The following is a 19,353-nucleotide window of genomic DNA, read 5'->3' as shown; positions in this document are numbered from 1 at the left end:
AAGGGGAAGATACGTCAAACTAGCGGAATTTGGCTCCTATATTCGGCTAAAGTAGACTTAAGCCAAATAATATAGTAGCGATTTCTAAGGTTACTAAATTTCAACTTAACTTGCGCGCTTATTCACTTTATTTTTTATGGACAACAGATACACATTGAACCGTTTTCTACTGAGTATAGCCTTGTGCTTGCTTACCCTTACTGCTGTATTTTCTCAGAGCGTTCGGGGCCGCATAACAGATGCTACCACCAAAGCCGGTATTCCAGGAGTAACCATTTCAGTTACAAATGCCAAAACAGGTACCACCACCGATGCTAATGGAGATTATACGATAAAACTGGCACCCGGCAGTTATACACTACGTATTAGTTTTGTTGGTTACACTAACCAAACAGCCAATGTGACCGTTAGTGGCACTGAAAATGAAACAGTAAATATTGCCCTTTCAGAATCGACGGCTTCTTTATCAGAAGTAGTTGTAACAGGAACAAGAAGTACAGGCCGTGTGAAAACAGAAAGTCCTGTTCCTGTCGATATTATCAGTGTTCAGCAACTAACGACCCAGGCTCCGCAGAACAACCTGAATCAAATTATGAACATGGTGGCGCCTTCGTTTACTTCCAATACGACAACCGTAGCCGATGGTACTGACCATATTGACCCTGCGCAATTACGTGGTCTAGGTCCTGACCAGGTACTGGTATTGTTAAATGGTAAGCGAAGACACACATCGTCCCTAGTGAACGTAAATGGCACGCCAGGCCGTGGTTCTGTAGGTACTGATTTAAATGCGATTCCTGCCTATGCTATAGATCGCATCGAAGTTTTGCGTGATGGTGCTTCAGCCCAGTATGGTTCTGATGCCATTGCCGGTATTATCAACGTAAAAATGAAAGAAGCCACCGGTAAATTAGCCTTATCAGTTTATGGTGGCGGTAACTTCTCGCAAGGTTCAAATAACTTCAAAGGTGGTATGGATGGTGGCAACGTCCAGGTTGATGCCAACTATGGCGTTCGCATTGGTAAAGCTGGTTTCATAAACCTCACAGGCTCGGCGCAAATGCGGAATTCAACAAGTCGTGCCATGCCAAACACGGCAAGTTTGATAAATCGTTACAATGCTATTGAATACAGAACGTTGCAAGCGGGTGGCAATGTCAATACGTTGCCTACGGATCTTGCAGCGATCAAGAAAGGTGCTTTAGGTGTCTCTTATTTTGATCCAGCTACGCAGGCCAGCATTGCCGGAGCAACCACTCTTACCGGTTTACAGTCAATTCTGGCTACTGATGTAACAGATAATGAACTGGCCGCTCGTGGCTTGCAACGAAGCGATTTCAGTATGCGTGTAGGTCAGTCGAACTTACAAAGCATTCAGTTTTTCGCGAATTCAGCTATTCCAATTAACGAAAATCACGAATTCTACGCTTTTGGTGGCTACGGCCGCCGGACGGGTGACGCGGCTGGTTTTTTCAGAACGCCTAATCAGGCACGCGCCTATACCGGTATTTTCATCAATGGTTTCTTGCCAGAAATTCATTCCGAAATTGTCGATGGATCGTTCGCAGCCGGTTTCCGGGGAAAACTGGGTTCATTTAATTATGACCTGAGCAACACGTTCGGCTCAAACACCTTCAATTATGGTGTAGAGAATACGGTAAACGCTACGTTGTTAGATAAGTCGCCCACTGTGTTTAAAGCGGGAGGATTGAATTTCAAACAAAATACAATCAACCTTGATTTGAGTCGCAAATTCGATGTGCTTGCGGGTTTGAATTTCGCCTTCGGGGCAGAGGGGCGCTTTGAAAGTTACCGGATTAAATCAGGAGACGAAAACTCGTGGGCCAGGTACGATGTAAACGGAAAAGTGATTACTACCTCGACGCAGGTAGCTCCTTCTGACTTCTTCGGTAATGCACGTCCGGGTGGCTCACAGGTATTTCCTGGGTTTAGACCTGAAAACGAGGCTGCGACAAAAGATGCCAACCGCCAGAGCATGGCGGTGTACGCCGATGGCGAGTTAGACGTAACAAACAGATGGTTGTTGGAAGGCGCTGTCCGTTTCGAGAATTACTCGGATTTCGGCAGTACGACCAATTTCAAACTGGCAACCCGTTATAAACTAACCAGCAACATAAATATTCGCGGAGCAGCGTCAACCGGATTCCGCGCCCCTTCGCTGGCTCAGATTTATTTTAATTCAACCTCTACTCAGTTTGTTGGGGGGGTTCCTTTCGAAGTAGGTACGTTCAGTAACACATCCAGACCCGCTGAGTTACTGGGTATTCCAAAATTGAAACAGGAAGAATCGAGGAGTGTTAGTGCTGGTTTTACGGCTAAAATACCGAGTGCCAATCTGACAATTACCGCTGATGGCTATTTCGTACGTATTAATGACCGAGTAGTGCTAACCGATCAATTCGCAAGACCAAGCGGTACAGTAACTGGTTCGGCTCTTGTGCTGCAACAGTTGTTCGATCAGGCCAATGCTACAGCCGCTACGTTCTTTACGAATGCAATTGACACGCAATCAAAAGGTATTGACCTTGTGATTTCACACCGGGCTACACTCGGCCAGGGCGTTTCATTGAAAAGTGATTTAGCCGGTACGGTTTCGCAAACCAGGCAGGTTGGGGATATCAAAGCGTCTAAAATTCTGGTCGATAATGGTCAGATCAATAACTATTACTCCGAAGCAAATAGAATTTATTTAGAGCAGGCCGTGCCTAGAGTTAAATTTAACCTGAGCCACACCCTGAGTATGAACAAATTTGATTTCTTCCTGAGAAATGTATACTTCGGCAAGGTGACCGACCCAAACACAGTTGATGTGAATGGAGATGGTATAATCGGAGCAATTGTTGTGAACGGGAAAGCTGTCGAAAATGAGCATCCAACCTGGGGCGGACGCGTAATTACTGATCTTTCTGTTGGTTATCAAATCACACCCATCGTGAAGCTGGTGGTTGGGGCCAATAATATCTTTGATATTTACCCGGACAAGAACTACGGCCCTGTATCGGCTAAACGACCAACGGGCGTGGAATCAAATGGAAATATCATATATGGATCAGCCGCTTCAACGGTTGATTTATCAAACTCAAATCAGTTCGTGTACTCACGTAATACGTCTCAATTCGGTCAGAATGGACGATTCCTGTTTGCCCGGTTGAACTTTTCATTTTAATTAATACAGGGATAGAATAACTAAAAAGAGTCGCTCAATAGGGCGACTCTTTTGTGTGTAAACCAGATAACAGAACCGTTGGCTATTTGGGTGCCATCCGAATGGCGCCATCCAGGCGAATAACCTCACCGTTCAGCATGGGGTTTTCGATAATGCTCTTAACCAGCAGGGCGTATTCGGCCGGTCGACCCAGTCGGGATGGAAAGGGTACCTGCTGACCAAGCGACAATCGGGCTTCTTCGGGTAAACTGGCCAGCAGGGGCGTCTCGAACAGGCCGGGTGCAATGGTCATGACCCGAATGCCCGAGCGAGCGAGGTCACGCGCAATCGGGAGCGTCATCCCCACAATACCACCTTTCGAAGCCGAATAAGCCGCTTGCCCTATCTGGCCATCGTAGGCTGCAACGGAAGCTGTATTGATAATTACTCCGCGTTCGCCTTTAAATACCTCATCAGTTCTGGGCTCGTTGTGTTCCATGGCCAGAGCAGCCAGTCGTATTACGTTGAACGTACCGATCAGGTTAATGGAAATGACTTTCTGGAAAGCGGCTAGCGAGTGTGCGCCATAGACACCGTCCACTTTGCCAACCGTTTTTCTCGCTTTGGCAACACCCGCGCAATTGACATTAATGTGTAACCCGCCAAAGGTCTCGATGGCCAGATTGATAGCCGACTGTACGTCGGCTTCATCCGTTACGTTGGTTCTATGAAACAACACATTGGTGCCCAACTCCTCAGCCAGTGCGTTGCCACGTTCGTCGTTCAAATCTAGAATCACTACGTTGGCCCCGTTCGATACCAGCAAACGGGTCGTTGCCTCACCTAAGCCGGATGCTCCTCCGGTTACGATGGCCGTTGAATTTGTAAGTTGCATATGAATTTTTATTATGCTGGAACGCCAGCCCAGCAAAAATTACTTCATTAATCGAGCGCTCTGCGCCTGAATCAAGCGCTGTAATTTCGATACGTCTATGTCCTGGACTGTCTTTTTGTCGTCAATAGCCAGGCAGGCTGCCTGCGCGGCCGACTGACCGAGTACCATAAAAACCGGTTCCATGCGAATTGATCCATAGGCAATGTGACTGGCCGACAGGCAAACGGGTACCAATAGATTTTGTATACTCCCCTTCTTTGGAATAATGGCCCGATAACTAACCGGATAAGGCGGAAATCCACCCACCTGTACGTCCCCTTCATTCCTCACAACCCCGTCTACGACCAGCCGCTGGCAGTTGTGCGAATCCATCGTATAAGCCGCCATACCAACTGCATCCGGCACGGTCACCTTCCCTTCGCAGTTGGCTTGTGTCATGACATACTCGCCCACCAATCGGCGCCCTTCCCGGATGTAGAGCTGGGGTGAAAAGTTGGCGTTATCGGTATATTCATCTTTAGGGTATCCCCATTGTAACATCTCGTCGCGCAGGTGTTTGGGCATTCTCGGGTCGTGACCAATAAAATAGAACAGTCCCTTCGTGTACTGAGCATGCTCCTGGATGATCTGATCCCGGCGAACGTAGTCAGCGTCGGGGTAGTCATAATTTGCCCCGATCATATCGGTCGAAAAACCTCCGCAGTTGTTGATATCTGTTTTACGATTGGGCATCATTACAAAATGCATCAGATTCCAGGTCAACTCTTTAGGCGTTTTTTTGGCAATCTGACGTAGTAGCAATTCATATTTTGTTGAGTCGTAGCCTTCCGGACGAGTTATTGGAACGCGGTTGGCGGGGTCGTCGGTCAGGCACAGGCGGAAGTTATACGCCTGTACAGTCTGGTCAGCCGTACCGTTCGACGCCAGCTTACTCTTACCAATGCCCCACAGTAGTCCGCTCTCAGGTTTTCCGGGAACCTTATAAGGGTCAACGCCATCCGGAAACTGATGTTTATCCCGAAACTGTACGCCATTGAGCGGTTCATTGTATTGGCTGGCAGCCTCCCGTCCGACGGTATAGGCTACACCTGCTTTAGCCATTAAATCGCCTTCATAGGAACAGTCGATGAATTGCTTGGCCTCAACGATTTTTGCCGTCGGAGGTCCTGTCGGCTTACTCTTTTCGTACCATTGCGTCTGTACCTGCTCAAGTTTGATGGCCTTTATTTTAGAATCAGAAAGGTCGGCGGAGGTAATTCGATAGGCGTACATCGGCTCAATACCCGCTTCTTTGAGGTATTGTTTAAAAGTAGCCTCGGCAACATGGGGTTCAAACGTCCATTGCTCCGCCTTGCCATAGTGCCGTCCAATACGTCGATAGAAATCTCGCGACAGGCCCGTAATGGCTTGTTTATTCCCAATATCGGTTGCACCCAGCCCACCCGACGACATCCCACCGAGATGACGACCTGGCTCAATCAACACAACCGTTTTGCCCGATTTTTTTGCTGAATAAGCCGCAATGACGCCTGCCGATGTACCGCCATATACGCACACATCCACACGTATTGACTGGCTATACAGGAAAAAAGGCATTACCCAGCAAATGAAAAAGAGGCAGACAAAGCGCTTCATAAAGAGACTGAAATTGCTTATTTCGGCTAGATTACAAAATTGCCATTAATTCTGTCCAGTGGCGAATATCGTAGGTGGGTTTATCAGCCACGACTACGCCCTCCGGGTTGTAAAAAACGGTGTCTAAACCGACGCTTTTTGCCCCGAGAATATCAGCTTCGTAATTATCACCGATCATTAAACTTACGTCGGCTGTGGTGCCACTGATTTCCATCGCATATTGAAATACCAAGGGGTCTGGTTTTTTTGCATTCGCGTTTTCGCTCGTAATTACGTGCGTAAAGTAATGAGCGATTTCGGAACTCTCCATCTTGGTCGCCTGAATTTCAGCAAAACCATTGGTGATAATGTGCATGGTGTAGCGTCCTTTCAGGTAATCGAGCACGTCTCTGGCGGAGTCCAGCAAATGCGGTTTTCGGGGTAGTAATCGTAAGTATTCGGCATTCAAATCAACATGAACGGCTGACTCGTCTACACCCAATGCCCGGAATACCATCGGAAAGCGATGTTTCCGAATGTAGCCGTGTTCAATGAGATTCTTGTCATAGTCGGCCCAGAGTTGACGATTTATGGCGATGAAATGACGGCTAAATTCTTCGGCCGATGGAATACCCAGATCGGCCAGTTGGAACGTATCGAAAAGCTCGGCAATACACTCTGCCGAGTTCCGGTCAAAGTCCCAGAGTGTGTGATCGAGGTCGAAAAAGAGGTGTTTGTACATAATGAGAAGTCGTTAGTCGTCAGTCAATAGTGGTCGAGCGTTGCTGTAAACTAGTTAGACCAACGACTAGCGACTGACGACTAGCGACTTAATAGTTCAATTTCAGCCGCTCAACCGGTTGGTCATTCACCAGGTGGCTATCAACAATTTCGGCTACATCGGCGAGTTGCACATTGCCGTAATACGTTCCTTCCGGATAAACGACTAAGGCTGGACCGAACGCACAGGCATCCAGGCAACCCGTTTTTTGAGCCCGCATTTCTTTGAGCAGGCCGCGTTCGGCGAGAGCCGCTTTAAACGCATCGACCAGTTCGTTGCCGTGGACTTCGCCACAGGATTTTTTAGGCGCGGCTTTCTGATTTGTACAGATGAAAATGTGTTTCTTGTATTTCATAGATTCCGATTGAATTCGTCCTCAAAGGTACGCAACGAACCCGATGCATGGTTATAGTCTTGAGACCCGAACAACTTCATGTAAGGATCCCCAGGCCTGCTCCAACTCCCGGTTGATCCGTTGCCAGTCGGCTTCGGTAGCGCCCCCCGGGTGACGACGTACCTCATCGCATAAACGCATAGCATTGGCCCGTAAGCGTCCGTAGGTAACAAACGGTGCGGCAGGTTGATCATACAGCGCGGCACTTGTCTGGACGAGTGCATTAGCCAGGTCATTATACGAGTATCGTTCGCGTTGGCGGTGAACAATCCACCAGTCGAGTTCCAGCTTCGCAACTTTTGCTACGTTAAATGAATCGGTACTGAGCTTCTGAATGTCTTTATAATAGGTTATTAAATCGGGTAGTGTCTTTTGATAATCAGGCTGAGACGTTCCTTTTTTGAAAACAAAAGCGGCTTTAGTGGCCTGAAACCCCAGCGCGAACGATCGCCAGAAGGGTGCATGAAATTGTTGACGCAACCCGTTAGCTAACTGCCAAAATAAAAGCGCGGGTTTCTTATCATAATACGACCGCCACATGGCTGTTTCAAGCTGAGCGACCTCCTGCGGATCGAACTCGCGGATGCTATGTGGTTGTGTCACAAACAGATCTACAGTCATCCAGATCAGCAGGGCCAGTAAAGCGGCCCACCCTATCCACCGTCTTGGCTTACGGTTGGGCAAGTGAATGGGTTTTAGCATCATTTTTCCCATAGAATTAAGTAAATTTGTCGAACGGACTGCCTCTCAAAAACCACTACGTTCACTCATAGACGTCTATGCCGAACCCTTCGTTTCCCATTTTGTTAGTTGATGACGATCCACAAATTGCTGATATATTAAGTCGGGCGGCCCAGACGAGCTTTCCGGAAGCTTCGTTTATTCAGGTTCAAAGCTTTGAAGCTGCCAAAACCTATATCAATGATTTAGAAGGGAAAGGTCCAAAAATCGTTTTGCTGGATATTGATCTACAAGACAAGGTTGACGGTTTAGATTTTCTGGCCCTGCTACGGGCTCACCCCAAAGGACGTTTGTTGCCCGTCGTGATGTTGTCGGCCAGCAAAACACTTAAGCTGGTCGAGCGAGCTTATGCATTCGGCGCGTCATCCTTTACGGTTAAACCCTTCAGTTATCCTGAATGGAAAACCTACCTGATCAACTTACGAAATTATTGGTTTGAAACCGTTACGTTGCTCGACGTCAGATACCGAAACGACAGCTAGTAAGTTTCTGCAGGTAAATACACCTGAAACGTAGCCCCTTCGCCCGGATGGCTATGGGCGGTGATCGCTCCACCATGATTGAGTACCACTTTCTGGCAGATGGCCAGGCCAACACCGGTTCCGGCAAATTCATTTCTGCCGTGTAATCGCTGAAAGACCTGAAAAATCCGGTCCACATACTTCTCATCGAAGCCAATGCCATTGTCAGCTACGTCGATTCGGTAATAAGCGGCAGCCAGTTGAGCGGGCTTTATCGAAGGAGGCAAGTCTGTAGCCGATACCAATCCTGAACGTATATGAATGCTTGGGGGAATATCTGGCCTGCGGAATTTCAGTGCATTGCCAATCAAATTTTGGAATAGTTGACCCAGTTGCGATGGATCGCCCAGCACCGTAGGAAGCTCATCTACGTCAACAACGGCACCCGATTCCTCAATAACCATTTCCAGATCGCCCAGAACAGAGGTTATAACCTGGGTCAGGGGGACCCGAACAGCATTTTCCTGCTGGGTCGATATGCGCGAAAAGGCCAATAAATCTTTAATCAAAATCGACATGCGACTGGCCGCCGACTGCATGCGATCTATGTAATCAATACCTCCATCCAACTGGGCACCATACTGGGCTCTCAACAAGTCGCCAAAGGCCTGAATTTTACGTAGCGGTTCCTGCAAGTCATGGCTGGCGACATAAGCAAACTGTTGCAGATTACTATTTGAGCGATTCAAGGCCAGATTACTGACTTCCAGCGCAGCATTGGCCTGAGCGAGTTGTTCGTTATTTGCTTTTAGTAATCGTTGTGTTTCTTTTTGCACCGTCAGATCGGTCAGAATCATACTCATACAGATCCCTCCGTCCAGTTCAAGCGCTGTCATGGAAAGTTGGCACGGCACTAATTTGCCGGTTTTCCCATTAATTGTAAGTTCAATTTTACGGTCTTCTTTCCAGCCTCCTTCAAAAAGAGCGTAGAAAGCGGCTTTATTCGCAGGATCAATAAACTGGTCGAACGATAAACTAATAACTTTCGACAAAGGCAACTCAACCATGGAAGCAAAGGTTGAATTGCAGTATAAAATAAGCCCTTCCTGATTCAGCGTTACCGCTCCCTCATTCATGGACTCAATAAAAACCCGGTAAGTGTGGTCAGCCGTTTTCAGCGTGTAGAGTTCATGCCCACCTGTTCCCTGAACAACCAATGCATCAATCTGGCCAGTACGTATCGCCTGTATTGTTTCGGTCACTTCGTCGAGTTGCCAGCGCAAGCTTTCATTTTCGGCTACCAGTTGCTTATATGTTTTAGCCCCGTTCATTCTTATCACCTAGAAAGTCCTAATCCATTAAGTACTTTACCCGTGTCCGACAGGTCACCAATCAAGCGTCGCTCAGGTAAGGGAAACCGTTTGATCAGTAAGGGTAGCGCAATAAGCTGTTCCTGCTCGGCCAACGTTTTTTGCTGATATACATCAATAATTTCCAGGGTATAGTTGCCCGGAAGATATTGCTCACAAATATGCTTGATATTCGTGATTGCCCGCGTTGAATTTGAAGAGGCCCCGGTTACAAACAAATGTAAAACGTAGTGCTGGCCTTCGCCATCCGGATCAACGTCCTCTCGTAGTGATGGCTCGCTCATCTATTTAATGGCCGGACGAATATTTAATCCTACTAATACTTTTTCTTCATTCGACAAATCCCCGATAATCTTGCGAATCGGTTCAGGTACTTTTTTTACCAGGGTAGGCACCGCAAAAATCTGGTCACCTTCGGCCAGTTGTGGCTTTACCAATAAATCGATGACCTCAATAATATATTTATCCTTCAAATGTTCCTCACAGTACTTTTGCAGGTTCGTAAGAGCCGTTTTAGACTTGGGTGTATTGCCAGCCACATAGAGTCGCAGCTCCCAAATTTCTTCTTTTGTTTCCATTCAGTTAGTCATGGTAGGGTTACTCGTTGTGCCGGCTGCGGGTTATCTGCTCCCGGTTTTTTTCCATCACCTCTTTTCGCAGTTCATCTTCAATATAACTCTTGTTCAATTCTTCCTGCATCGATTCAAACTCTTCTTTAAGGCCCGCTATTTTTGCTTCGAGTACCATTCGTTTTCGCTCAATCTCCCGATCTTTTCTACTAACGGCATGTTCCCGTAAGACATTACCCGTGTCCTGATGTAATCGCTGAGCTTCGCGGGCCGAACCGATCAGTACGCCTTCAGGACCCAAAAATACGTCGACCAGTTCCAGTCCTTTATTGGTAATCATAAATTCCCGTACCTGATTGGAATGCTTCATGCCCCGGGATTTCATAACATACATCCCCCGGTTGCGTTCGCCATTCGATTCAATATCCCTAACCAGTAACCAGGCATCCACCAGCGACGAAACACCTTCATCCGTTTGTTCATTGATCACGCTATTCAGCGCAAGCGCCGTAAACATAACCGTTATTTGCTCGGCCTGGAGAAAATCGATCAAGCGCATCAACATTGACTTTACATCGCTGACCGAACCAACCGTGATCAGATTCGTAATGGGGTCCAGAATAACAACGGATGGCTTAAAATCTTTGATTTGCTTATGAATGGCAACCAGATGCATTTCCAGTCCGTTCAGCGTGGGCCGGGACGCATGGAATTTCAGCAAATTATTATCAATGTGGACCTGAAGGTCAAGCCCTATCGAGAGCATATTGCGAATAATCTGTTGGGGTGACTCCTCAAAAGCGAAGTAGACACAACGCTCCTGCCGCCGACAGGCTTCATTCGCAAACGTAGCCGCTATGCTGGTTTTGCCCGTACCAGCCGTACCTGAAACCAGAATACTACTCCCCCGATAAAAGCCCTGGCCATCCAGCATTTTATCCAGCGCCGGAATGCCGGTCGAAACGCGTTCGGACGAAACCGGGTGATCCAGTGTCAGGGACGTAACAGGCATTACTGAAATACCCTTTTCATTGATCAGGAAAGGGTATTCGTTCGTACCATGCATTGTCCCCCGGTATTTAACGATACGTAGCAGCCGGGTTGAAATCTGATTAGTAATCCGGTGATCCAGCAAGATAACGCAATCCGATACGTACTCCTCAAGCCCGTGGCGGGTTAAGGTACCCTCCCCTTTTTCTCCGGTAATTATGGTCGTAACTTTCTTTTCTTTCAACCATTCAAAAAGTCGCCTTAATTCAGCCCGGAGAATCCCCTGGTTTGTGAGGCCCGCAAATAAATTTTCGATGGTATCCAGCACTACCCGTTTTGCGCCAATACTATCAATAGCATAGCCCAGGCGAATAAAGAGGCCATCCAGATCGTATTCACCTGTTTCTTCGATTTCACTACGTTCAATATGGACATGATCGAGCTTGATGAGCTTATCTTTCTGAAGCTGATCAAGATCAAAACCCAGCGACGCTACGTTCGTAGACAGTTCTTCGGCTTTCTCCTCAAAAGCCATAAAAACGCCCGGTTCATTAAACTCAAGCGCTCCCCGGACAATAAATTCGATAGAAAATAGTGTCTTGCCGCTGCCAGCGCTACCACAAACAAGGGTTGGCCGCCCTTGTGGTAGCCCTCCGCCGGTTATGTCATCCAGCCCTGAAATACCCGTGGGGGCTTTAGGCAACGATTTCAACGGTTTGTTAGCTGATTGTACGCTCATTTAAATACAAGAAGTGTCTTAGCCTGAAAAGGCTCATTGTTTTATTCTATATACTTTAAAAGTACAGAATAGTTTGGAGTACTTACGTATTAAGGGGGCAGTTGGGTTTGAATAAGGATCGGGAAGGCTCCCATGACCACGTAGGTGGCGGTGGGGCAACGTTCGCTAGTAGCTGTTGACGTCAAACGCTTAACGTAATCTGACTCATCAGCGTTGATGGCCCGACGAAAAAATAGATATGAACTTACTTCCGACCGATAACAAAGAGTGAGCCAGAGGCCGACCTCATGAGGTGGTCAGTGCGCTTCAAACACGAATGAGTTAATACGTGTTTAGGATACGTATTGGGGTTAAGGCAAGGTTGAGTACAGCAGAGCCCATTTGATGACTCATCCTGACGACTGCCAACACAGGGAGGTTACTAAACGACTACTGCAATGTATAGTAGCAGGCCACAAAAACAGGTATTCTTTAGTGAGGCTGAACCGTATTTCTGGTACAGTGCCGGGGAGTCTATTAACGAGGGGGCCTTATGGTATAATTTGGCCACAGGTCGTTTATTCTGTTATGATACGGGGGAATGGAAAGTAGAAAACTCGGAAAAGCTGACCCTATTTCGAAAGTTTTATGCGCAGGCCTTCAACTTATCCAACGTCACTACTACGTTAGTCGTCGATGGGTTGCGGCCCCGTGAACAACATGTATTTGACGCTTTTGGCTATGACATTACAATTGTGGGCCAGCAGCCTAAAACCATATTTTTGTTTCACAATCACTTACCAGACAAAAAGATAGACGTGACCTATTCGCGCAGTAATGAGGAATTGTTCGGTCTCTTGGCCACCTATCTTGACAAGATTGATGGGCAGGAAGTCGATGAAGTAAACCTCAAAAACTGGATTGAATCTGTCGGTTGATTTTCCTAATTAGTATGGCTGGAATTGATGCCACAGGAAGCCCTGTCAGGTATCATAACCGGACTTCCTGTAGCTTCCCTGTTACCCAAAGATCTTCAGATACTTTTGAAATACGGCCTCATATTTGGTGGCCGCTGCCAACTGATTGGCATCCTTACAGGCGTCAACAATCGCCTGGAGCACATACAAATCGGTGTTGGGGCTACTAAACTGCCCTTCTCTGCGCAACGCATACGACAGATTCTGGTCAGCACGGGTCACCATCGTATCAGCAATGGTCAGCGCTTTTTTATTGTCACTGATAGCAAACAGGAGCCGTACGTAATTAGGCGAAACCTGGTCGTACGGCAGGCTTTTATCCGGCATGACTTTCAGCGAATAATCCAGTACCTGACGGGCTTTGCCGTTCTTTCCTTCCCGGATCAATTGATCGGCCAGGCGCAGAAAGGCAATGCGGGCGGAGATGACGGGCGGGCCTTTATAGGTTTCATCGTAATACACATCCGGATTATCGAATTCCCGCCAGAAGGTCTTGTGCATCATGTTGGTATACATGATATCCGAGTTGACATAGCCATCCGTAGCGCCCGGTACGGCAACCGGCATCAGGCGATACGTATAGCCTTCCAATTGCATGTAACTCTTCAGATTCAGGTAGTGCTCATTGGCCAGCGTACTCGAAAAATAGATCGGCCGCTGCCAGTTGTTGGTGGCAATCATGTCGAGCATAATCAGGTCGGGCTTGAACAGATCTTTTTTGCCCAGCGTCCACTGCAAGGTATCTTTCATGAATGGACGTAGTGCAGATGGAACGAACTTAGCCCGATCGACTGCTTTTTTATCAATGGGCAGGAACAGCACGGATGAGGGGAGAATATTCGTCATCTCACCCGTAGTCAAGGGCACCTGAATGGCGGGACTATTGGTCTTGACCAGACTAAGGTACTGCTGTAGATCAATACCATTTTTCACTCCCGGTACTTCGTAGAAAGGCACAATATCATTTTTACCCTTGTTGAACTGATCGAACTCCAGCGACATGGGGACTGCATCCGACTCATAGGTTTTCCGCTTCATCTGCTGGATGTACCACTCGGTACCCAGTAGACTCAGATTACAGACCCGTATATCCCGACGGAAGCCTTCAACTTCCTGCACGTACCAGAGCGGGAACGTATCGTTGTCGCCCTCAGTAAACAGAATGCCATTATACGCACACGAATTGAGCATATTTTTGGCAAAATCAACGGAGTGAAACCGATGGTTGCGGTTATGATTATCCCAGCTTTTCACGCACATCATAACGGGCACCAGCAAACACATGCCAAGCACAACTTCGTTGCGAAACGTAACCGATTTAAACTTGAGAAAGAACGTTCGCAGTACGTCGGCGACGGCCATAACGCCTAACCCAAGCCAGATGGCGAAGAAGTAAAACGAGCCTACATAAATATAATCGCGTTCGCGCGGTTCCGACGGGGGCGAATTCAGGAAAACCTGCAAGGCAATCCCCGTTAACAGAAACAGCAATCCCACCACCAGAAAGTCGTGTCGACGACGCACGTACTGAAATATACTCCCGAAGAGGCCCAGCAGAAACGGGAGCATATAAAAGTTATCGCGGGCTTTGTTCGCTTTTAACAGATCAGGCACCTGCTGATTCGACGACCAGGGCAGTAAATACCCCGCCCCTTCTTCGTCGCTCTCCCGACCGGCAAAATTCCACATCAGGTATCGCCACCACATGTGGTTTAACTGATAGGAAAACAGAAATCGAAGGTTGTCGATCATGGTCGGTTTTTGCCCTTCGGCTAAGCCAAGCATCTGCCGGTAGAGCTGCGGGTGGTTCAGGTGGCTACTGTACAGGCGGGGAAACAGCATTTCATCACCGGGCGCATAGATATACTCAGGCTGATAATCGAAAATGACGTATTTATCTTTCTCTTTCTTCCACATGGGCGCCCCCCGCTTCTGATCGATGGGGTGAGCCGTGAACACGGGCCCATAGAGCAACGAACGACTGCCATACTGTTCCCGGCTCTGGTACGACCGGAAGTTCAGGATGTCGTTGGGACTGTTTTCGTTGATGGGCGGGTCAAAACTCGCCCGCACCAGTACCTGCATGTATGATCCGTAGCCAATCAGCAGGAACGTAAGCGCCAGCAGCGCGGTATTGACCAGCGCCCGTTGCTGACGAACCGACCAAACGATTCCATACGCGATAACCCCAAATAACGTAGCGATAAAAAAAATGGTCCCGGAGTTAAATGGCAAACCGAGGGTATTCACAAAGAATCGTTCGACGGTAAAGGCGACACCCGGCAAGCCCGGAATCGATGCATTAATGATCCCCAGAACGGCCAGGCCAATAACCAGCGTCAGCACACCTCCCCAAAAGGTGGGTTTGGGATATTTATGAAAATAATAAATGAGCGCCAGTACGGGAATAATGACCAGATTCAACAAGTGAACGCCGATGGATAAGCCCGTCAGGTAGGCAATGAAGATGAGCCAGCGATTGGCCGATGCTACGTCGTCAATACGTTCCCACCTGAAAGCCGCCCACACCACAACAGCCGTAAAGAAGGAGGACATCCCGTACACTTCGGCTTCCACGGCTGAAAACCAGAACGTATCGGAAAAGGTATACGCCAGAGCACCAACGGCACTCGTGCCAATAATTAACCAGCTATCCGTAGCCGTATAGGCGCGGTCGGGTTGACCAGTTCGCTGACTCGCCAAGAGTTTCTGAGCCAGCAGGGAAATGGTCCAGAAGAGAAACAGAATCGTGAAGGCACTGGCCAGCACCGACCCCATGTTGACCCAGTAAGCTACACGCGTTAAATCCCCCAGCGACAGCATGGAGAAAATTCGGCCCAGCAGCAGAAATAATGGTGCACCGGGTGGATGAGGAACTTGGAGTTTGAAAGAAGAAGCAATAAATTCACCACAGTCCCAGAAGCTGGCGGTGCGTTCGACGGTCGTGGCATAGGTGACGAGCGAAATGGCGAAAACGAGCCAGCCCGTCAGGGTGTTCAGGCGTTTAAAGCTGGGCATACCAATGTAGAATTAGCGATGAATGTTTGTGTAAGTCCTCGCCAAAACTACAGTAGTGAACCCATCAGCCCAGAATTGAATTCGTTAAATTATGTTAACAAACCGCTGATTTACAAATAATTAACAATTCGGTTCTTTTTAAGAGTGGCCATACAGGGCAAACAAAAGCCCTAGCCATGCGGCTAGGGCCCTGTACCTTCTCTTTATCTATTCTTAACTCAGGCAACGCCTAAAAGTCACGCCATTGATAGAATTTTTCACAATCAGGATAGAATCGTTTAGCCGAGCGGATGACTTAACGACGGCCGCCACCGATGTCTACCCCTACCTTGATGCCCAGATAAGCATTTTCGCTTGTGACTTCCAGGCTGGATGTATTATTCTTACTTGTCGGTACAGCATTGTATTCAACAGCCGCAACAAAGTGACCGGCTTTGATACCCGCCCGAATCATGCCCCCAAATTTAGTATCGCTAACCAGCGTAATATTCTGATTAGCCTGCCCATTGCTAGAGATGACGACGGTACCAGCCGCGCCAATTGTGTATACCCCTACCCCCGCACCAAGAAAAGGGCGAACGCCACCCGTTCCAAACAAGTACGTACCCGTTACCAGATAAGAAACATAGGTTCCCACGTCTCCCGTTGTCGTGTTGCCGTTTTGTTGAATACCCCGCGCTACAGAAGCCAGTTCCAGACGAAGACCCAGGTCAAACCGGTCAGAAAGCCCGTATTTAGGTTCTACCGCGGCTAGAAAGCCCCCCGATACGCCTGCATTGAAGGGTTTGGCATAGCCAATGGATACGTTTACTTTAAATGGTTTGTACTCCTGGGCAGTAGCCGACATGGCTACCAGCATTAATAATCCGGCGAGATAATTTCTCATGAGTGTAGTTCTGATGGTTTATAAAACTGGAACTATAACTGCTCCCGGAAATTACTTGTTTAACTTTTAGGTAAATACCTGATGGTAAGCTGGCCGTTTATGCCCGTAACTGCATCTGACAGAGGTGAAACTTTGGGGTCGTTTTTTTATGGGGTGCCAGACGATAATCTGCACCCCAGCCGGGTAGAATGGCGCATCTTCTTTCTGGTGCGCAAGGGCCGCTTCTGGAGGGTTTTGCCTACTTACCCGTTTACTTTTTTATACAACTAAAGCCCCAGATCAAACAAAGACCAAGGGCTTTAGTCTTTCTGTAGCTACTTATCACTACTTACGAAACCTTTCACCACTCCCTATCGCTCAGTGAACTTGGCAGGTCCATCAACGCTTGAATCCGCCGGGCCATTGGCTTTACGCAGGCGTTTAATCAGCAACAGTAGTGGTAAAAAGTAGCTGGTGAGAACAAGACAGACACCCTCACCCGCCAATCTCGATCTGGCGAGGTGGCTTCACTTTAGCATCTTCACGCTTTGGAATCTCAATCTTCAATACGCCATCTTCGTAATTAGCCTTGATCTGGTCGGCTTCCACCGAATTTGGCAGCATAAACGTCCGCTGGAACGAGGTGTAGCTGAACTCCCGACGAGCATACTTCTCCTGATTCTTCCGGTCCGTCTGCCCGTCCTGATCCGACTGAGCTGCGGGCTGCTCGTTCCGCTCTTCCCGATACGCCGAGATCGTCAGGTTGTTGTGGTTGAGGTTCAACTTGAAATCTTCCTTCTTTAGCCCCGGGGCTGCTACGTCAATGCGGAAGCCGTCGTTGTGCTCGACTACATTGACGGCTGGAATGCTTTGCAGGGTCGTCTGGCCGAAGAAGTCATTCATGTCTCGACCAAAAAAGTTTTCGATCAGCGAAGGCAAATTGTTTGCGCGCATGAGAGTGTTCATAGAAGTTGGAAATTTATGGTTAGAGAAAAAAGTGGCTAACTGATCAGGCGGCTGCGTCGGCCGGAGCTGAGTGGACCGTAGCGTTTGGCGCGCTCAGGATGCGGGCCAGCCGCTCTTCGGCATCTTTGGAGAGCGATGTTTTGATTAGTTGTCCATGTACACCATTCAATTGATCAAGAACCTTGTCTTCAACCAGTTGCCGAAGTAAAATAAACAGGGCCGACGAACCGGGTTTTAATTCATTACCGACACGTTTAATAAACTCGTCGTCGATCCCGTAATCGCTCAGTGAACCGGCAATAGCGCCGAAAACAGCCGTCGTACTGCCGGCTAATAACATACCCAGTGGGCCACCCAGGATCAACCCAATCAACGCCCCCCACAATCCACCCTGCGCAGCTCCCTCGGCCGTTAGGTTGACTGATTGACGAATCCTGACCTTCCCATCATCGTCGCGCACAACCACAACAGCGTCTTCCAGATCGAGTAGGTAATCCTGCTGAAGACCTACCAATTTGTTGAGTACTTCGGCCGCCTGGGCCTTCTCGTTAAAACTAACAGCAATCAGCTTATTCATAATAAAATCGAGTTGGTTAGCAAAAAAACACAGGTTTACACCTGTATTTCCTACCGAAGTTGGTTAGTTATGAGCTAATGGTCCGGAGATTCAGAGGTCCTGAGAAGTCTTTGGCTTGCTGGCCCGAAACACAAAAGCCCGAATGATGGCAATCCATAACGTAGTGACAAGCATCGTCAGGGCGACAACCGAGAGGGTTAGCTGATAGATAAAGTCGTTGATAAGGCCCAGTTGACGAGCGGACAGGCCGAGGACAATACTAAACTCGCCCAACTGCGACAGTAGAGCCCCCGCATAGACACTATCGCGCCAGGACGAACCGACGACCCGAAAAGCCAGCGCTCCTAACAGGCTGTTAATGAGCAGAACCAGCACCACCAGCCCACTGATCAATGGCCAGTTGCCCGCCAAAAAATTAAGGTCGATCTGTAAGCCAATGGCCACAAAAAAGAGTGCCAGAAAGAATACCTGTAAATCATGATCATGCACCAGCGCGTCGGCAAAAGGCAAGGTGATCCTACGCTGCCGCATGGCCAGCCGCAGGAAAAGCAGAATCAGCATACCGCCCCCCAGCATCAGGCCGATGTCGACGGTGTTCAACTGGCCTGGGCCGAGTAGGTTCAATGTCAGCAGCATCGGCACGGTAGCCATGTCCTGGAGCAGCAGCACACCGGTTGTCAACGTACCTAATGGAGTCATTGTCTCACCGTTTTGGCGGAGATAGGGAATAATGATTGCGGATGAACTTAAGCTGAGCGCAAACGTAATAAGCACTTTCACGGGCATGCTCCAGTGTACGTACAGACCAACCAGCCATACGGCTAATGCACTCAGCATCAACTGCGCCAGCATGCCAAGCAAGGGTTTACGGACGTGTTTGGTCAGGTCGGGCAGCCGTATTTCAAGGCCAACAAAGAACAGGAGCAGGATGATACCCAACTCGCCCAGCTGGGCAATGAGTTCGGGATTGGTCAGGACCCGCAGACCATCGGGACCCAGCACAAGGCCGCTTAGAATGTAAGCAATGAAGTAAGGTTGACTAAGCCGCCGAAGAAACAGTACCCAGAACAAAATGACCAGTGATAGTATTACCAGGCCATCCAGCACAGTTAGCCCACCATGTCCGCCGAAGCGATGAGCTTGTGTGATCACACTCTTCATCTCGTTGGAAGCGTTGTTAACGCCTATTCAACAGATGAAGTCCCTGTTGGTTTGACGGAATGGCTTACCCAGCGACTCAATGAGCTATCC

General features: G+C 48.4%; 17 protein-coding genes. 3 read left to right on the top strand and 14 right to left on the bottom strand.

Going from position 1 to position 19,353, the window contains the following annotated elements:
* Positions 1 to 136: 136 nt before the first annotated feature.
* Positions 137 to 3,187 (top strand): TonB-dependent receptor, encoded by a 3,051-nt coding sequence (locus ACYVEA_RS25930; protein WP_461116338.1) that lies wholly within the window; start codon positions 137 to 139, stop codon positions 3,185 to 3,187.
* Between the two features lie 82 nt (positions 3,188 to 3,269).
* On the opposite strand, the gene ACYVEA_RS25925 is transcribed toward ACYVEA_RS25930, so the two are convergent.
* From ACYVEA_RS25925 to ACYVEA_RS25905, 5 genes are all read right to left on the bottom strand, one after another.
* On the bottom strand, positions 3,270 to 4,061 hold the full coding sequence (locus ACYVEA_RS25925) for a 3-hydroxyacyl-CoA dehydrogenase (protein WP_461116337.1): 792 nt from the start codon (positions 4,059 to 4,061) through the stop codon (positions 3,270 to 3,272).
* A gap of 39 nt (positions 4,062 to 4,100) precedes the next feature.
* Complete coding sequence (locus ACYVEA_RS25920; protein WP_461116336.1) at positions 4,101 to 5,696, bottom strand: FAD-dependent oxidoreductase; 1,596 nt, start codon at positions 5,694 to 5,696, stop codon at positions 4,101 to 4,103.
* Between the two features lie 31 nt (positions 5,697 to 5,727).
* Entirely contained in the window at positions 5,728 to 6,417 is a 690-nt protein-coding gene (locus tag ACYVEA_RS25915) for a YjjG family noncanonical pyrimidine nucleotidase (RefSeq protein WP_461116335.1), read from the bottom strand.
* A gap of 88 nt (positions 6,418 to 6,505) precedes the next feature.
* A complete protein-coding gene (locus tag ACYVEA_RS25910; protein ID WP_461116334.1) occupies positions 6,506 to 6,811 on the bottom strand; it encodes a (2Fe-2S) ferredoxin domain-containing protein in 306 nt (101 codons plus the stop codon).
* Positions 6,812 to 6,862: 51 nt separating this feature from the next.
* Complete coding sequence (locus ACYVEA_RS25905) at positions 6,863 to 7,564, bottom strand: hypothetical protein (protein ID WP_461116333.1); 702 nt, start codon at positions 7,562 to 7,564, stop codon at positions 6,863 to 6,865.
* A gap of 65 nt (positions 7,565 to 7,629) precedes the next feature.
* Between ACYVEA_RS25905 and ACYVEA_RS25900 the strand changes: the two genes are divergently transcribed.
* On the top strand, positions 7,630 to 8,073 hold the full coding sequence (locus tag ACYVEA_RS25900) for a response regulator (RefSeq protein WP_461116332.1): 444 nt from the start codon (positions 7,630 to 7,632) through the stop codon (positions 8,071 to 8,073).
* On the opposite strand, the gene ACYVEA_RS25895 is transcribed toward ACYVEA_RS25900, so the two are convergent.
* Genes ACYVEA_RS25895 through kaiC form a run of 4 tightly spaced genes read right to left on the bottom strand, consistent with a single transcriptional unit; the run spans position 8,070 to position 11,720 of the window.
* Positions 8,070 to 9,383 carry a sensor histidine kinase gene (locus ACYVEA_RS25895; RefSeq protein ID WP_461116331.1) on the bottom strand — a complete coding sequence of 438 codons (1,314 nt, stop codon included), beginning with the start codon at positions 9,381 to 9,383 and terminating at the stop codon, positions 8,070 to 8,072. The genes ACYVEA_RS25900 and ACYVEA_RS25895 overlap by 4 nt on opposite strands.
* A 5-nt stretch (positions 9,384 to 9,388) precedes the next feature.
* Entirely contained in the window at positions 9,389 to 9,706 is a 318-nt protein-coding gene (locus tag ACYVEA_RS25890; protein WP_461116330.1) for a circadian clock KaiB family protein, read from the bottom strand.
* A complete protein-coding gene (locus tag ACYVEA_RS25885; protein ID WP_461116329.1) occupies positions 9,707 to 10,000 on the bottom strand; it encodes a circadian clock KaiB family protein in 294 nt (97 codons plus the stop codon).
* A gap of 19 nt (positions 10,001 to 10,019) precedes the next feature.
* Positions 10,020 to 11,720 (bottom strand): circadian clock protein KaiC, encoded by a 1,701-nt coding sequence (gene kaiC / locus ACYVEA_RS25880; RefSeq protein ID WP_461116328.1) that lies wholly within the window; start codon positions 11,718 to 11,720, stop codon positions 10,020 to 10,022.
* A gap of 437 nt (positions 11,721 to 12,157) precedes the next feature.
* Here kaiC and ACYVEA_RS25875 point away from each other — a divergent pair, with 437 nt between their 5' ends.
* Complete coding sequence (locus ACYVEA_RS25875; protein WP_461116327.1) at positions 12,158 to 12,637, top strand: hypothetical protein; 480 nt, start codon at positions 12,158 to 12,160, stop codon at positions 12,635 to 12,637.
* A gap of 81 nt (positions 12,638 to 12,718) precedes the next feature.
* Here the strand turns inward: ACYVEA_RS25875 and ACYVEA_RS25870 are convergent, their stop codons facing one another.
* The 5 genes from ACYVEA_RS25870 to ACYVEA_RS25850 all read right to left on the bottom strand — a co-directional run bounded on the left by ACYVEA_RS25870 (position 12,719) and on the right by ACYVEA_RS25850 (position 19,263).
* Positions 12,719 to 15,694 carry a glycosyltransferase family 117 protein gene (locus ACYVEA_RS25870; protein ID WP_461116326.1) on the bottom strand — a complete coding sequence of 992 codons (2,976 nt, stop codon included), beginning with the start codon at positions 15,692 to 15,694 and terminating at the stop codon, positions 12,719 to 12,721.
* Between the two features lie 295 nt (positions 15,695 to 15,989).
* Complete coding sequence (locus ACYVEA_RS25865; protein WP_461116325.1) at positions 15,990 to 16,580, bottom strand: outer membrane beta-barrel protein; 591 nt, start codon at positions 16,578 to 16,580, stop codon at positions 15,990 to 15,992.
* Positions 16,581 to 17,054: 474 nt separating this feature from the next.
* Positions 17,055 to 17,525, bottom strand: coding sequence for an Hsp20/alpha crystallin family protein (locus ACYVEA_RS25860; protein ID WP_461116324.1), 471 nt, complete (start codon positions 17,523 to 17,525; stop codon positions 17,055 to 17,057).
* Between the two features lie 43 nt (positions 17,526 to 17,568).
* The gene (locus tag ACYVEA_RS25855; RefSeq protein WP_461116323.1) at positions 17,569 to 18,102 is read right to left on the bottom strand and encodes a DUF1269 domain-containing protein; all 534 of its coding nucleotides are present in this window, start codon (positions 18,100 to 18,102) and stop codon (positions 17,569 to 17,571) included.
* A 90-nt stretch (positions 18,103 to 18,192) separates the two neighbouring features.
* Positions 18,193 to 19,263, bottom strand: a complete 1,071-nt coding sequence (locus ACYVEA_RS25850; RefSeq protein ID WP_461116322.1) for a cation:proton antiporter domain-containing protein — start codon at positions 19,261 to 19,263, stop codon at positions 18,193 to 18,195.
* Positions 19,264 to 19,353 lie beyond the last annotated feature (90 nt).

Source organism: Spirosoma jeollabukense, assembly GCF_054777855.1.
This window is presented reverse-complemented; position numbering and strand designations above follow the sequence as displayed.